Here is a 12,720-nt window from a genome sequence, read left to right as displayed (position 1 = left end):
AAAATCACTCACATCCTGAACCAATATTTCGTTGAATCATTGGCTTTATGTGGCCGAAGTCTGACTAAATAGCGCCCTGATAAACGTTCGTAACCAACAGGGAAATGTTATGCAACTGGGCAGTGTGGTTTTACTCTTCGTTGCGCTGGCGATCGCCATCGTATTCATGGGCTTCAAGGTTGTGCCGCAGGGCTACCAGTGGACGGTTGAGCGCTTTGGCCGTTACACCACCACCCTCAAGCCGGGCCTGAACATCATTGTGCCGGTGATGGATCGCATCGGGCGCAAGATCAATGTCATGGAAAGCGTCCTCGACATCCCGCCTCAGGAAGTCATCACGGCTGACAACGCCACAGTACAAATCGATGCGGTGTGTTTCTTTCAGGTCGTGAACACTGCGCAGGCAGCCTACGAGGTAAACAACCTCGAACATGCCATTCGCAATCTCCTGCAAACCAACATCCGCACCGTGTTGGGCTCCATGGAGCTGGACGCGATGCTCAGCCAGCGTGACAACATCAACGAGCGGCTGCTGCGTACCGTGGATGAAGCGACTGCGCCATGGGGCATCAAGATCACCCGTATCGAAATCAAGGACATCAGCCCGCCTGACGATCTGATGGCTGCGATGTCCGGTCAGATGAAAGCCGAGCGGATCAAGCGCGCGCAAATTCTTGAAGCCGAGGGCCTGCGAGCGGCCGCGATTCTGACTGCTGAAGGCAAGAAACAGGCGCAGATTCTTGAGGCTGAAGGTGGCCGCCAGGCGGCGTTCCTGGAGTCTGAAGCTCGTGAGCGTCAGGCCGAAGCAGAAGCGCGGGCTACTCAGGTGGTGTCCGAGGCCATTGCCAGCGGTAACGTCCAGGCGGTCAATTACTTCGTCGCGCAAAAGTACATCGATGCGCTGGGCAAACTGGCTTCAGCCAACAACAGCAAAGTCATCCTCATGCCTCTTGAGGCCAGTCAGGTCATCGGCGCTGTCGGCGGCATCGGCGAAATCGTCAAAGCCACCTTTGACAGCAAGAATTCCTGAGGCGCGCCCCATGGAATACCTGCAAAACCTGTCGTTCTGGGACTGGCTGGGGTTAGGCACCGTGCTACTGATTCTTGAGGTGTTCGGCGCGGGCGGCTATCTGCTGTGGATGGGCGTTGCGGCGGCAGCGGTCGGCGTGCTGACGTTCATCATCCCGGGCATGCTCTGGACCCTGCAGTTCTTGCTGTTTGCCGTCATGTCGGTGCTGACGGCCGTGTATTGGTGGCGCCGCCAGCGAACCGTTAACCGGCCTTCGGATCAGCCCGGTCTGAATATGCGCGGTCAGGAATTGATCGGTCGTGTGTTTGTTGTCCAGAACGCGATTGTCGATGGTCGGGGCAAGATCAAGGTAGGCGACAGCGTCTGGCTGGTTAATGGGCCTGATACTCCGGTCGGTAGCCAGGTCCGAGTAATCGGCCAGGATGGGGCCATATTGAGGGTTGAGGCGCTTTGAGTAACACCTGCCCCCTGTAGGAGCGCGCTTGCCCGCGATAGCGTTGAGTCAGGCACCGGTGTGCTATCTGGAAGACTGCCATCGCGGGCAAGCGCTCTCCTACAGGTGTCGTCGCCTCCGCCACGGAACTACCACATCACTCCCGCTATCCAACAGTTTCAGAACAATCATTGTTGGAGTACCCCATCATGCGTCTCAAGCTCGCTGTCGCCACGTTTGCTCTGCTTTCTCTCCCGGTTGGTTCAGCAATGGCTGACGCTGGGTTCTGGCGTGATGTTATTTCCTCTGGCGCCACTACCGGCTCCACTTACCTGACCTTCAAGGATCACAAACTGATCGTTGCTGCTCAAGACGACGCAGGCAGCTTTGTTGCCAGCGACGGTGGTATCCGTGGTCCGTTCCTGGAAGCAGCTATCCAGCAGGTTCGCAGTGAGAACCCTGGCCTGAATGCTTCGGACATGGATCTGGCCAACGCCATCCTGGCCAAGAATCTGGTTGCTGAAAACCAGTAATTCCGAGATAAAAAAATGCCGCTCAATGAGCGGCATTTTTTATGGCTGGCTGTTCGGCTTACTCGCCGATAGCAGCTTTGTAGCCTGCAGCGTCCAGCAGTTTCGCCAGATCAGCATCGGCAGCACTGGGTTTGATCTTGAAGATCCACGCGCCGTAAGAATCGTTGTTCAGTGATTCCGGAGCGTCGCCCAGCGCTTCATTGACTTCAACCACTTCGCCAGCAATCGGCGAATAGATATCGGAAGCGGCTTTCACCGATTCAACGACACCCGCAGCATCACCAGCGGCGAAGACCTTGCCAATTTCCGGCAGCTCGACGAACACCACGTCGCCCAGTGCTTCCTGAGCGTGGTCAGAAATACCCACGACAATCAGGTCACCTTCTTTCTTTGCCCATTCGTGGCTTTCAGCAAAACGCAGTTCGGCGGGGATATTGCTCATTTAGTCATCCTCAACATCGGGTCAGCGGTAAACCCGCCAGGAAAATTCAGATCAGGGCTTTGCCATGACGTACAAACGCGGGCTTTACCACGCGAACCGGGTACCATTTGCCGCGAATTTCGACTTCGGCACGGTCAGCAGTGGCCATTGGCACGCGTGCCAAGGCAATCGACTTGCTTAGCGTAGGAGAGAAACTACCACTGGTGATCTCTCCTTCGCCAATTTCTGCGATGCGCACCACTTGATGAGCGCGCAAAACGCCGCGCTCTTCCAGCACCAGACCAACCAGTTTGGAGCCGATACCCCGCGCGCGTTCGGCTTCCAGAGCGGCACGGCCAATGAACTTGCGGGAGGCAGGCTCCCAGGCGATGGTCCAGGCCATGTTGGCTACCAGCGGCGTGACTTGCTCGTCAATGTCCTGGCCGTAGAGGTTCATGCCCGCTTCAAGGCGCAGGGTATCTCGTGCGCCCAGACCGATTGGCGAAATACCAGCGCCCACCAGATCGTTGAAGAAGCCGGGCGCCTGTTCAGACGGCAGAATAATTTCCAGACCGTCTTCGCCGGTATAGCCGGTCCGTGCGATAAACCAGTTGGCGTCTGTGCGCCCTTCAAACGGCTTGAGCTGGCGGATCAGTTCGGCTCGGGATGCCGTGACCAGTTCGGCAATTCTGACACGGGCTTGTGGGCCCTGAATGGCCAGCATCGACAGATCATTACGTTTGTTCAGTTGCACATCGAAGTCATTCAGATGCACAAACATCCAGGCGAGGTCTTTGTCGCCGGTGGCCGCGTTGACCACCAGACGGTAGCCGTTGTCAGTGAGGTAGACGATCATGTCGTCGATGACCCCGCCGTCGTTGTCGAGCATCGCGCTGTACAACGCGTGCCCCACATCCTTTAACCGGTCGACATCATTGGCGAGCAAATACTGCAGCCAGGTTTTTGCCTGACTGCCGGTTACATCAATCACATGCATGTGTGAGACGTCGAACACACCGCAATCCCGGCGCACCTGATGGTGCTCCTCGACCTGCGATCCATAATGCAACGGCATGTCCCACCCACCAAAATCAACCATCTTCGCGCCCAGGGCGAGATGCAGGTCAAAAAGCGGCGTGCGCTGTCCCATGGGTTTCTCCTTCCGGGCGTGGCGGAGGTGCGGACAGGCAAAAACGCTGACATGCCCCTGTGTATTGGGTTAGGAGCAGATAGCAACATGTCGAACAGTCTGACAGACCACACCGATTGCGGCGCATTGTAGCCGTACGGAGGTAGACCCGCATCTAACTAAGTTGACGTGCGGAACGTCTGATCAAACCGATGACTGGCAACAGGCCAACCAGGACCAGCGTAAGGGCGGGCAGGGCGGCGCGGGCCCATTCGCCTTCGCTGGTCATCTCGAAGATGCGTACGGCCAGGGTGTCCCAGCCGAACGGGCGCATCAGGAGGGTGGCGGGCATTTCCTTGAGCACATCGACGAAGACCAGCAACGCTGCGCTCAACGCGCCAGGGACCAGCAGAGGTAGATACACCTTGAAAAACAATCGTGGCCCACTGACTCCCAGACTGCGTGCTGCTTCCGGGAGGGAGGGCCGGATGCGTGACAGGCTGTTTTCCAGCGGCCCGTAGGCGACGGCAATGAAACGCACCAGATAGGCCAACAGCAGCGCTGCCAGACTGCCCAGCAGCAAAGGCTTGCCTGCGCCGCCCAGCCAGCTGGAAACCGGTATCACCAACACGCGATCCAGATAACTGAACGCCAGCATGATCGAAACGGCCAACACTGAACCTGGCAGTGCATAGCCCAGATTAGCCAGCCCAACCCCGGAGTTGATCGCTGGAGTCGGTGCCAGACGTCGGGCAAACGCCAACACCAGTGCCACGCTTACGGTAATCAGCGCGGCGATGCCACCCAGATACAAAGTGTGCAGGATCAGCCCGGTATAACGCTCATCCAGATCGAAGCGTCCGCGTTGCCAGACCCAGACGATCAGTTGTAACAGCGGAACGGCAAAGGCGCAGATGAATACCAGCCCACACCAACAAGTGGCCGCGGCCGCTTTGATGCCCCGCAGATGGTAAAGCGCCTTGACCCGAGGCCTTTCGTTGGTCGCCCGGCTCGCCCCTCTGGCTCGACGCTCGCCGTAGAGCACGATCATCACCGCCAACAGCAGCAGGCTGGCCAGTTGTGCTGCGCTGGAAAGGCTGAAGAAGCCGTACCAGGTTTTATAAATGGCAGTGGTGAAGGTATCGAAGTTGAAGACCGAAACTGCGCCGAAGTCGGCGAGGGTTTCCATCAGCGCCAATGCCACACCCGCTCCAATGGCCGGACGTGCCATTGGCAATGCGACGCGCCAGAACGCTTGCCAGGGTGTTTGGCCAAGCACTCTGGCGGCTTCCATCAAGCCTTTGCCCTGGGCAAGAAACGCTGTGCGCGCGAGCAGATACACGTAAGGGTAAAACACCAACACCAGCACGATGATCACGCCGCCGGTGGAGCGCACGCGTGGCAGTCGCAGCCCGCTGCCGAACCATTCGCGAAGTAACGTCTGCACGGGACCCGCAAAATCCAGCAGCCCTACGAATACAAACGCCAGCACATAGGCGGGAATCGCAAACGGCAGCATCAACGCCCAATCCAGCCAGCGCCGACCGGGGAATTCACACAGGCTGGTGAGCCAGGCCAGACTGACGCCCAGCAGCGTGACTCCAACGCCCACGCCCAGAACCAGTGTCAGCGTATTGCCCAGCAGGCGTGGCATCTGGGTTTCCCACAGGTGGGACCAGATCTGCATGTCGATGGTCTGCCAGGACAGCAGCAAAACACTGAGCGGCAGCAGCACAAGTGCAGCGATGGCGAAGACCAGCGGGTACCAGCGGCGTTGGGCGGGATGGGCCAAGGTGGCTCTCTACAGGTGCTGGAGATTCCTGTGGGAGCGGTGCTTGCCCGCGATAAGGCTGGATGCGATCTAAAGCGAATCGCGTTCAGCCTTATCGCGGGCAAGCACCGCTCCCACAGGAAGCCCATTTCAATTCAAATAATGTGCTTGAGTGACAGAGTCAGTTCCAGCCAACCCGATCCATCATACGGATCGCTTCGGCCTGGCGCTTGCCTGCAACTTCGACCGGGATGGTATCAGCCTTGAATTGACCCCAGCTTGCGACCTCCTGGGAGGGGGCGACTTTCGGGTTGGCCGGGAACTCCTGATTCGTACCCGCGAAGATTGCTTGTGCTTCCGGACCTGTCATCCACTCGACCATGGCCTTGGCGGCTTCCGGGTGGGGAGCGTACCTGGTCAGGCCAATTCCGGACAAATTGACGTGTACGCCGCGGTCCGACTGGTTCGGCCAGAACAGCTTCACTGCCAGATCAGGATTGTCCTTGTGCAGACGGCCATAGTAGTAAGTGTTGACGATGCCGACATCGCACTGCCCGGCATTGATCGCTTCCAGGACGGCTATGTCGTCGGAGAACACGTCGGTGGACAGGTTGTTCACCCAGCCCTTGAGGATCTTCTCGGACGCTTCTGCGCCGTGGGTTTCAATCAAAGTGGCGGTCAACGACTGGTTGTAAACCTTTTTTGCCGTGCGCAGGCACAGGCGACCTTCCCAGTCCTTGCCTGCCAATGCTTCGTAGGTTGTTAGCTCTTCGGGCTTAACACGATCAGTCGAATAGGCGATGGTCCGGGCCCGCAGGCTCAGGCCGGTCCAGCTGTGGGTCGACGAGCGATACTGCGCAGGAATATTGGCGTCGATCACCGGCGAAGTGAACGGCTGCAGAATACCCATCTGCTCGGCCTGCCAGAGGTTACCCGCATCGACGGTGAGCAGCAGATCGGCAGTGGCGTTCTCGCCTTCGGCCTTGATGCGCTGCATCAGCGGCGCTTCCTTGTCAGTGATGAATTTGACCTTCACACCGGTCTTGGCCGTATACGCATCGAACACCGGCTTGATCAGTTCATCAATTCGGGAGGAATAAACCACTACCTCGTCGGCAGCCTGGGCGGTGCTGCCAAGCACTGCCAGTGTCAAAGCAGCCAGAAGACGCTTGCTTGCCTGCATGGAGAGGTCTCGCGTTCGCAAAATGAGGCGAAATGGTAGTGAATCCCATTTGCCGCGTCTGGATAGACGAGTAACAGAATGTTGCGGCTGGCGAGCAATGTGCACTACTTGTGGGAGAGTTATGTTGGCCTGCAAACCCAATCTCTGTGGGAGCGGTGCTAGCTTTACAACCGCGCCAACTCTGGCAAGTCCCCACTCAATCCCAGCGCTTGCCGCACGAAGGTGGCCTTGGCTTCCGGTATCTGGTTAACCATTTTCAGCCCCGTATTACGCAGCCAGCGAATCGGCAACTGGTCGGCCTGGAACAACCGCTCAAAACCTTCCATCGCCGCCATCAGCGCCAGATTGTGGGGCATACGGCGGCGTTCGAAGCGGCTCAGCACGCGCACGTCGGCGAGTCGCTCTCCACGCTCATTGGCATGCAGTAATACTTCGGCCAGCACTGCCGCGTCGAGAAAGCCAAGATTCACCCCTTGCCCGGCCAGCGGGTGGATGGTGTGGGCGGCGTCGCCAATCAAGGCCAGACCTTCAGCGACATAGCGTTTGGCGTGCCGCTGACGCAACGGCACGCACACCCGAGGGTCGACGGCCAGCACAGGACCCAGACGGCCTTCGAAGGCCTGTTCAAGCTCGCGACAGAACGCATCATCGTCCAGAGCCGTCAACCGCTCGGCTTCTTTTGGGGTGACCGACCATACGATGGAGCACCAATGCTCGCCCTCACGCTGCAGTGGCAAGAACGCCAACGGGCCATTATCGGTAAAACGCTGCCAGGCAGTCTTGCGGTGCGGGTTGCTGGTACGCACGCTGGTCACGATAGCGTGATGCTGGTAATCCCATTCACGGGTTTGAGTCCCGGTCAGACGCCGAACGGCAGAGTTGGCACCGTCAGCGGCAATGACCAGAGGCGCACGCAGCAGACGACCGTCAGCCAGTGTCAGCAGCCAGTCATCCCCGGAGCGCCGCATTTGCTCCAGTCGCGCGTTGGCCAGCAGACCGATATCGCAATCATGCAGACGGTCCAGCAGAGCGTCCTGCACGACCCGGTTTTCCACGATATGTCCGAGCACGTCGGCATGCACGCTGGCCGCCGAGAAGTGAATCTGCCCCGTGCCGCTGCCATCCCAAACCTGCATTTCGCCGTACGGGCTGGTGCGCCGATTGGCAATGCCTTCCCACGCGCCCAGGCGCTGCAGAATCCGCTGGCTGGCGGCAGACAACGCGCTGACCCGGGGTTCGAACATCGCCTGGGCGTCGAACGGTTTGACGCTCAGCGGGCCACCATCGACCACGATAACGTTCAAGCCGCTGCCCTGTAGGGCCAGCGCCAAGGCGCTGCCGACCATTCCGGCTCCGACAATCAGCAGATCTGCGCGGATTTCCATGCTTTAAATCGTTCCCGCTGAAGGCGTGAGCCGGTGAGTAATAAGACGTAAATCAAACATTGGGACGAGTCCCCAGGCCCATGGCCTGACGGGCGAACCAGCGCTTGGCCGGAGGCAGTAGATCAAGCCCCAGCAGACCGATGTTGCGACCGGCGGCGATAAGAGGCTCGTTATTGCCAAACAGGCGCGTGACCTGATCGGAAAAGCCGACCGTAAGTTGTTGATCCAGTCGCTGTTGCTCGCGATACAGCTGCAACGTTGGCAGATCGCCCGGCAGCTTATCGCTGGCCAGCAGCGTTTGCGCCAATGCGTTTGCATCCCGCAGCGACAGATTGAAACCCTGACCGGCAATCGGGTGCAGGCTGTGCGCTGCGTTACCCAGTACGACCAGATGTGAGCGGACTTGTTCTTCGGCTTCGATAAGGTACAGCGGATACACATGCCGCACGCCGACCTGCTGCAGCGTGCCGAGGCGATAACCGAACACGGTTTGCAGTTCGCTGAGGAAGCTGCGGTCGTCCAGTTCCAGCAAGCGCTGAGTGTCCGACCCCGTGCGCGTCCAGACCAGTGCACAACGGTTTTCCGGCAGCGGCAACAGGGCCATTGGCCCTTCATCGGTGAAGCGTTCAAACGCCTGACCGCAATGGGCTTCGCTCGGAGTGATGTTGGCGATCAGTGCGCTCTGGTTGTAAGGGCGCTGACGAACACTGATGCCCAGTTGTTCGCGCAGGCTCGAACGGCCACCGTCGGCCAATATCGCCAAATCGCATTCCAGCTCGGTTTCGTCGTCAAGCAACAGGCGATAGCCATCCGGCAGCGCTTGCATACGTTTGACTTCGGCAGGGACGCGCCAACTGACTACGTCTTTGTCCAGCCCCTGCCAAAGGCATTGGCCCAGCCAGGCGTTCTCCACCACATAACCTAGCGCGGGCACGCCTTCTTCCATGGCTGACAGGCGCGCAGACCCGAACCGGCCGCGGTCCGACACGTGAATCTGCAGGATCGGCTCGGCGCGGCGGGCGATGGCTTGCCAGAGGCCAAGGCGCTCATAGATTTGTCGTGCACCGAACGACAGCGCCGAAGAGCGGGCATCATAGCTCGGCTGATAAGTGTCACCAGGGGCGAACTGTTCGATCAGCACGATCTTCCAGCCGCGCTCCTTCGCGCCTGCCTGTAAAGCCATTGCGAGGCTGGCACCGACCAGTCCGCCGCCAACGATTGCCAGATTGAAACGGCTCATGCAGCAAATTCCGGTTGATTGCGGGCTGCGGCCATCAATGCCTCGATTTCCGTGACGGTTTTGGGTACGTCACTGGTAAGAATTTCACAGCCTTTTTTGGTCACCACGACGTCATCCTCGATTCGTACACCGATACCGCGCCATTTCTTCGCGACCTGCTGATTGTCCGGCGCAACATAGATACCCGGCTCGACCGTCAGAGTCATGCCGACTTCCAGTACCCGCCATTCGCCGCCGACCTTGTAGTCGCCGACGTCATGTACATCCATCCCCAGCCAATGCCCGGCGCGGTGCATGTAAAAAGCCTTATAGGCTTCGTTGGCGATCAGCTCATCCACATCGCCCTGGAGCAAACCCAGTTCCACGAGGCCTGCGGTAATCACCTGAACAGTCGCTTCGTGGGCCTGATTCCAGTGTTTATCCGGGCCAATGGCCGCAAACGCAGCTTCCTGAGATTTGAGCACCAGCTCATAAATTGCTTTCTGCTCAGGAGAAAACTTGCCGCTGACCGGGAAGGTCCGGGAGATATCGCTGGCGTAACAGTCAATCTCGCAACCCGCGTCGATCATCACCAGATCGCCATCCTTGAGCAGCGCATCGTTTTCCTGATAGTGCAGGATGCAGGCGTTGCGGCCCGAAGCAACGATAGAGCCGTAGGCAGGCATCTTCGCGCCGCCTTTACGGAATTCATAATCCAGCTCGGCCTCGAGGCTGAACTCATGCAACCCGGGACGACAGGCTTGCATCGCTCGGACGTGGGCGCGGGCGGAAATCCTTGCGGCTTCGCGCATCACTTTGATTTCCGCTGCCGATTTGTACAGGCGCATGTCATGCAGCAGATGATCCAGCGCAACGAATTCGTTTGGCGGCTGCGCCCCCAGATGGGCCTTGGAGCGGATCACATTGATCCACTCCATCAAGTGCCGATCAAACTCCGCGTTGCTGCCCATCGCCGAGTAAACCCGGTCACGGCCTTCAATCAGGCCGGGCAGAATGTCGTCGATATCGTTGATCGGGAACGCGTCGTCAGCGCCGAAGTCGCGGATAGCGCCTTCCTGCCCCGCGCGCAGCCCGTCCCACAGTTCACGCTGAGGATTGCGCTCACGACAGAACAGCACGTACTCGCCATGTTCACGGCCGGGTATCAGTACCACCACCGCTTCAGGTTCCGGGAAGCCGCTCAGGTACTGGAAGTCGCTGTCCTGACGATACACATGTTCGACGTCACGATTACGTATCGCCACGGCGGCAGCGGGCAGAATGGCGATGCTGTTGGGTTCCATCTGCGCCATCAAGGCCTTGCGTCGACGAGCGTATTCCGACTTCGGGATATGGATCATGGGCAGGCAGGTTCCCTTTTTAAGCGCCGCGACCAGCGTCCAGATGGGCGATGGTCGCGAAAGCGGCGATGAAGGATCAATGCAACGAAGGTTTTGGCTCGGCAGCAGCCGTAGTAGCTTTGTTTAACTCGGTAAACAACAGCAGCGGCGCGACGCGCAGGTATTCCATGACTTCCATGTAATCGCTTTCGCCGTCGTCTGACTCTTCCAGCGCGTCCTGCACCTGAGCGATGGCCGCCAGATCCTGCAACACTTCCATGGCTTCAGCGCTCAGCGCAGTGTCGCCGGCAGTCAGACCAAAACCGGTCAGGAAGCCCTGACACCACTGGCCCAGCGCAATGGCGCGCTCGGCAAGCGGCTCGTCGTCACTCGGGAGCAGCAAAACAACGGTCATGTCGTCGCTGGTGAGTTCGCCTTTGACCATTTCCTGCAAGCCGATCAGGGCCTGGCGGACATTGTCTTCAGGCACGGACTCAAGCAGTTCTGCCGCGTCGTTCAACCAGTCACCGGAATCGAAGCCGGAACCGGCACAACTGCGGCCTAGCAACAAGCCGTGCAGTTCAGCGGGAGAGACAGGATGACCGCTGCTGCTGAGCAGGGTGGCGAATGCTTTATACGGGGAATTCTGAATGGGCATGGGTAGCTAGTCGCCAATCGGCTCAGTGTCTAGAATGAAGGCTTGTATCCTAGACTATCCGGGCCACAAGATCATCTACACGGCCGTAGGCGGCGCTTCAGAGGCCGTGGCTTAAAGCCAGCTCCTGTGCCACTCATCAGAAAGTATTCAGTGGGAACCAATGGAAGACACCGACCTGCAAGCGCTGATGGCCCGACTGGAATTACTGATCACTCGAGTCGAGCAACTAAAACGCCAAAACGGACTCCTATTAGCTCAGGAAAAGTCGTGGCGCGAAGAACGCGCTCATTTGATTGAAAAAAACGAAATCGCCCGGCAGAAGGTCGAGACAATGATTTCGCGCCTCAAGGCCCTGGAGCAAGACTCATGAGCAATGGCAACAGCGTCACCGTACAGATTCTCGACAAAGAATATTCGATCATCTGCCCTCAGGAAGAGCGCACCAACCTGGTCAGCGCCGCGCGCTATCTGGATGGCAAGATGCGTGAAATCCGCAGCAGCGGCAAAGTAATCGGTGCCGACCGGATCGCTGTGATGGCCGCGTTGAACATTACTCACGATTTGCTGCATAAGCAGGATCTGCCCGACCTGCAGGCCAGTGGCTCAACTCGTGAACAGGTCCGCGACTTGCTGGATCGGGTTGATCTGGTGCTTGCCACAGACTCTGATTTGCCTCCGGATGCGCCTCGGGGCTGAAATTTCCCACAAGTTTCGATATACTTGCGCCGCTCCCTGGAGTGCTTGCCAGTCGGTCATGTCCCTGAGCCGATACGCACAACCACGGGGGTTGCACGTTGGGGTTGGTGTGCATGTCCGCTCGACGGAAAGCCTTAAAACCTCCTGCAATCTCCACCTTGAACTTTCGGGTTCAAGGGCTACACCGACAGCGGTTCGTCGGGGAGTACCCATTCTGAGTGTTGCCGGTTTTACTCGACAACACTGTCCACGAGGTCGTCGCTCTGGCGTCCTCGCTTCTGGTTCAACCGTGATGGATCAGTCTGCATGTCCCGCCGCTCATGACCAGTGAAGCACCGCTCACACGCCAGCAATTGCGCCGAAAACTACGGCAGGCTCGCCGTGCCTTGAGCGCAAGCGAACAGCGCGAAGCGGCCCGCGGCATTTATCGCCAGCTGGCTCAACATCCGCTATTCCGTCGCGCCCGGCATATCTCGCTTTACCTCCCCATGGATGGCGAGATTGATCCGCGACTGCTTCTGCGCGTCGCGCAGAAACGCGGCAAAGCCACTTACCTTCCAGTGCTCAGCGCCTGGCCACGAACCAAGATGGTGTTTCAGCGGGTCAAGCCTGGGGAGAAATTCAAACCCAATCGCTTCCGCATTCCTGAGCCGCGTATCAATCCGGCGAAACAGCGCAAGATCTGGACGCTGGATTTGATCCTGATGCCATTGGTGGGTTTCGACGATGAAGGCGGGCGCTTGGGTATGGGCGGCGGCTTCTACGACCGCAGCCTGGCGTATCGCTCACGCAGAAAAGTCTGGCAAAAGCCTGTGTTGCTTGGGCTAGCCCATGAATGTCAGAAGGTTAAGCGTCTGGCGCAAGCCAGCTGGGACGTGCCTTTGGATGGCACGGTGTCGGATCGCCGGTGGTATCAGGCCCC

The 12,720-nt window shown here is 58.7% G+C and carries 14 protein-coding genes and 1 other RNA gene; 7 read left to right on the top strand and 8 right to left on the bottom strand.

Translation table 11 applies throughout. The features are described 5' to 3' along the window. Positions 1–109: 109 nt before the first annotated feature. The 3 genes from H8S59_RS22260 to H8S59_RS22250 all read left to right on the top strand — a co-directional run bounded on the left by H8S59_RS22260 (position 110) and on the right by H8S59_RS22250 (position 1,996). Positions 110–1,030, top strand: coding sequence for an SPFH domain-containing protein (locus tag H8S59_RS22260; protein WP_187522824.1), 921 nt, complete (start codon positions 110–112; stop codon positions 1,028–1,030). Between the two features lie 10 nt (positions 1,031–1,040). Next, a complete protein-coding gene (locus H8S59_RS22255; RefSeq protein ID WP_095101973.1) occupies positions 1,041–1,484 on the top strand; it encodes an NfeD family protein in 444 nt (147 codons plus the stop codon). A 188-nt stretch (positions 1,485–1,672) separates the two neighbouring features. Then, positions 1,673–1,996 carry a DUF2388 domain-containing protein gene (locus H8S59_RS22250; RefSeq protein ID WP_027901291.1) on the top strand — a complete coding sequence of 108 codons (324 nt, stop codon included), beginning with the start codon at positions 1,673–1,675 and terminating at the stop codon, positions 1,994–1,996. Between the two features lie 58 nt (positions 1,997–2,054). On the opposite strand, the gene gcvH is transcribed toward H8S59_RS22250, so the two are convergent. From gcvH to H8S59_RS22210, 8 genes are all read right to left on the bottom strand, one after another. After that, positions 2,055–2,438, bottom strand: coding sequence for a glycine cleavage system protein GcvH (gcvH, locus tag H8S59_RS22245; RefSeq protein ID WP_027901290.1), 384 nt, complete (start codon positions 2,436–2,438; stop codon positions 2,055–2,057). A gap of 46 nt (positions 2,439–2,484) precedes the next feature. Then, complete coding sequence (gcvT, locus tag H8S59_RS22240; RefSeq protein ID WP_095101975.1) at positions 2,485–3,567, bottom strand: glycine cleavage system aminomethyltransferase GcvT; 1,083 nt, start codon at positions 3,565–3,567, stop codon at positions 2,485–2,487. Between the two features lie 154 nt (positions 3,568–3,721). Beyond that, on the bottom strand, positions 3,722–5,338 hold the full coding sequence (locus H8S59_RS22235; RefSeq protein ID WP_187522823.1) for an ABC transporter permease: 1,617 nt from the start codon (positions 5,336–5,338) through the stop codon (positions 3,722–3,724). 160 nt (positions 5,339–5,498) lie between these two features. Next, positions 5,499–6,500 (bottom strand): extracellular solute-binding protein, encoded by a 1,002-nt coding sequence (locus H8S59_RS22230; protein ID WP_187522822.1) that lies wholly within the window; start codon positions 6,498–6,500, stop codon positions 5,499–5,501. Positions 6,501–6,664: 164 nt separating this feature from the next. Then, entirely contained in the window at positions 6,665–7,879 is a 1,215-nt protein-coding gene (locus tag H8S59_RS22225; protein ID WP_187522825.1) for a 2-octaprenyl-3-methyl-6-methoxy-1,4-benzoquinol hydroxylase, read from the bottom strand. 58 nt (positions 7,880–7,937) lie between these two features. Then, complete coding sequence (gene ubiH, locus H8S59_RS22220; RefSeq protein WP_187522821.1) at positions 7,938–9,125, bottom strand: 2-octaprenyl-6-methoxyphenyl hydroxylase; 1,188 nt, start codon at positions 9,123–9,125, stop codon at positions 7,938–7,940. Continuing rightward, entirely contained in the window at positions 9,122–10,465 is a 1,344-nt protein-coding gene (gene pepP, locus H8S59_RS22215; RefSeq protein ID WP_187522820.1) for a Xaa-Pro aminopeptidase, read from the bottom strand. Before pepP ends, ubiH begins: the two co-directional genes overlap by 4 nt. Before the next feature lie 76 nt (positions 10,466–10,541). After that, complete coding sequence (locus tag H8S59_RS22210; RefSeq protein WP_122398099.1) at positions 10,542–11,102, bottom strand: YecA/YgfB family protein; 561 nt, start codon at positions 11,100–11,102, stop codon at positions 10,542–10,544. Between the two features lie 160 nt (positions 11,103–11,262). Between H8S59_RS22210 and H8S59_RS22205 the strand changes: the two genes are divergently transcribed. The 4 genes from H8S59_RS22205 to H8S59_RS22190 all read left to right on the top strand — a co-directional run. Further along, a complete protein-coding gene (locus H8S59_RS22205; RefSeq protein WP_027902404.1) occupies positions 11,263–11,472 on the top strand; it encodes a TIGR02449 family protein in 210 nt (69 codons plus the stop codon). After that, positions 11,469–11,798, top strand: a complete 330-nt coding sequence (locus H8S59_RS22200) for a cell division protein ZapA (protein ID WP_027902405.1) — start codon at positions 11,469–11,471, stop codon at positions 11,796–11,798. Before H8S59_RS22205 ends, H8S59_RS22200 begins: the two co-directional genes overlap by 4 nt. A gap of 30 nt (positions 11,799–11,828) precedes the next feature. Continuing rightward, positions 11,829–12,007, top strand: a non-coding RNA gene (ssrS, locus tag H8S59_RS22195) — 6S RNA. Between the two features lie 111 nt (positions 12,008–12,118). Further along, positions 12,119–12,720, top strand: a 602-nt coding sequence (locus H8S59_RS22190) for a 5-formyltetrahydrofolate cyclo-ligase (RefSeq protein WP_187522819.1), incomplete at its 3' end; no start/stop codon positions are given.

This window comes from Pseudomonas folii (assembly GCF_014357575.1).
In the GTDB taxonomy this organism is placed as follows: domain Bacteria; phylum Pseudomonadota; class Gammaproteobacteria; order Pseudomonadales; family Pseudomonadaceae; genus Aquipseudomonas; species Aquipseudomonas folii.
The sequence above is the reverse complement of the archived record's forward strand: the minus strand, read 5'-3'. Positions and strand labels throughout refer to the sequence as shown.

Coding starts and splice junctions, on each gene's coding strand:
- H8S59_RS22260 (WP_187522824.1), top strand. CDS start 110: ATGCAACTGGGCAGTGTGGTTTTACTCTTCGTTGCGCTGGCGATCGCC.
- H8S59_RS22255 (WP_095101973.1), top strand. CDS start 1,041: ATGGAATACCTGCAAAACCTGTCGTTCTGGGACTGGCTGGGGTTAGGC.
- H8S59_RS22250 (WP_027901291.1), top strand. CDS start 1,673: ATGCGTCTCAAGCTCGCTGTCGCCACGTTTGCTCTGCTTTCTCTCCCG.
- gcvH (WP_027901290.1), bottom strand. CDS start 2,438: ATGAGCAATATCCCCGCCGAACTGCGTTTTGCTGAAAGCCACGAATGG.
- gcvT (WP_095101975.1), bottom strand. CDS start 3,567: ATGGGACAGCGCACGCCGCTTTTTGACCTGCATCTCGCCCTGGGCGCG.
- H8S59_RS22230 (WP_187522822.1), bottom strand. CDS start 6,500: ATGCAGGCAAGCAAGCGTCTTCTGGCTGCTTTGACACTGGCAGTGCTT.
- ubiH (WP_187522821.1), bottom strand. CDS start 9,125: ATGAGCCGTTTCAATCTGGCAATCGTTGGCGGCGGACTGGTCGGTGCC.
- pepP (WP_187522820.1), bottom strand. CDS start 10,465: ATGATCCATATCCCGAAGTCGGAATACGCTCGTCGACGCAAGGCCTTG.
- H8S59_RS22210 (WP_122398099.1), bottom strand. CDS start 11,102: ATGCCCATTCAGAATTCCCCGTATAAAGCATTCGCCACCCTGCTCAGC.
- H8S59_RS22205 (WP_027902404.1), top strand. CDS start 11,263: ATGGAAGACACCGACCTGCAAGCGCTGATGGCCCGACTGGAATTACTG.
- H8S59_RS22200 (WP_027902405.1), top strand. CDS start 11,469: ATGAGCAATGGCAACAGCGTCACCGTACAGATTCTCGACAAAGAATAT.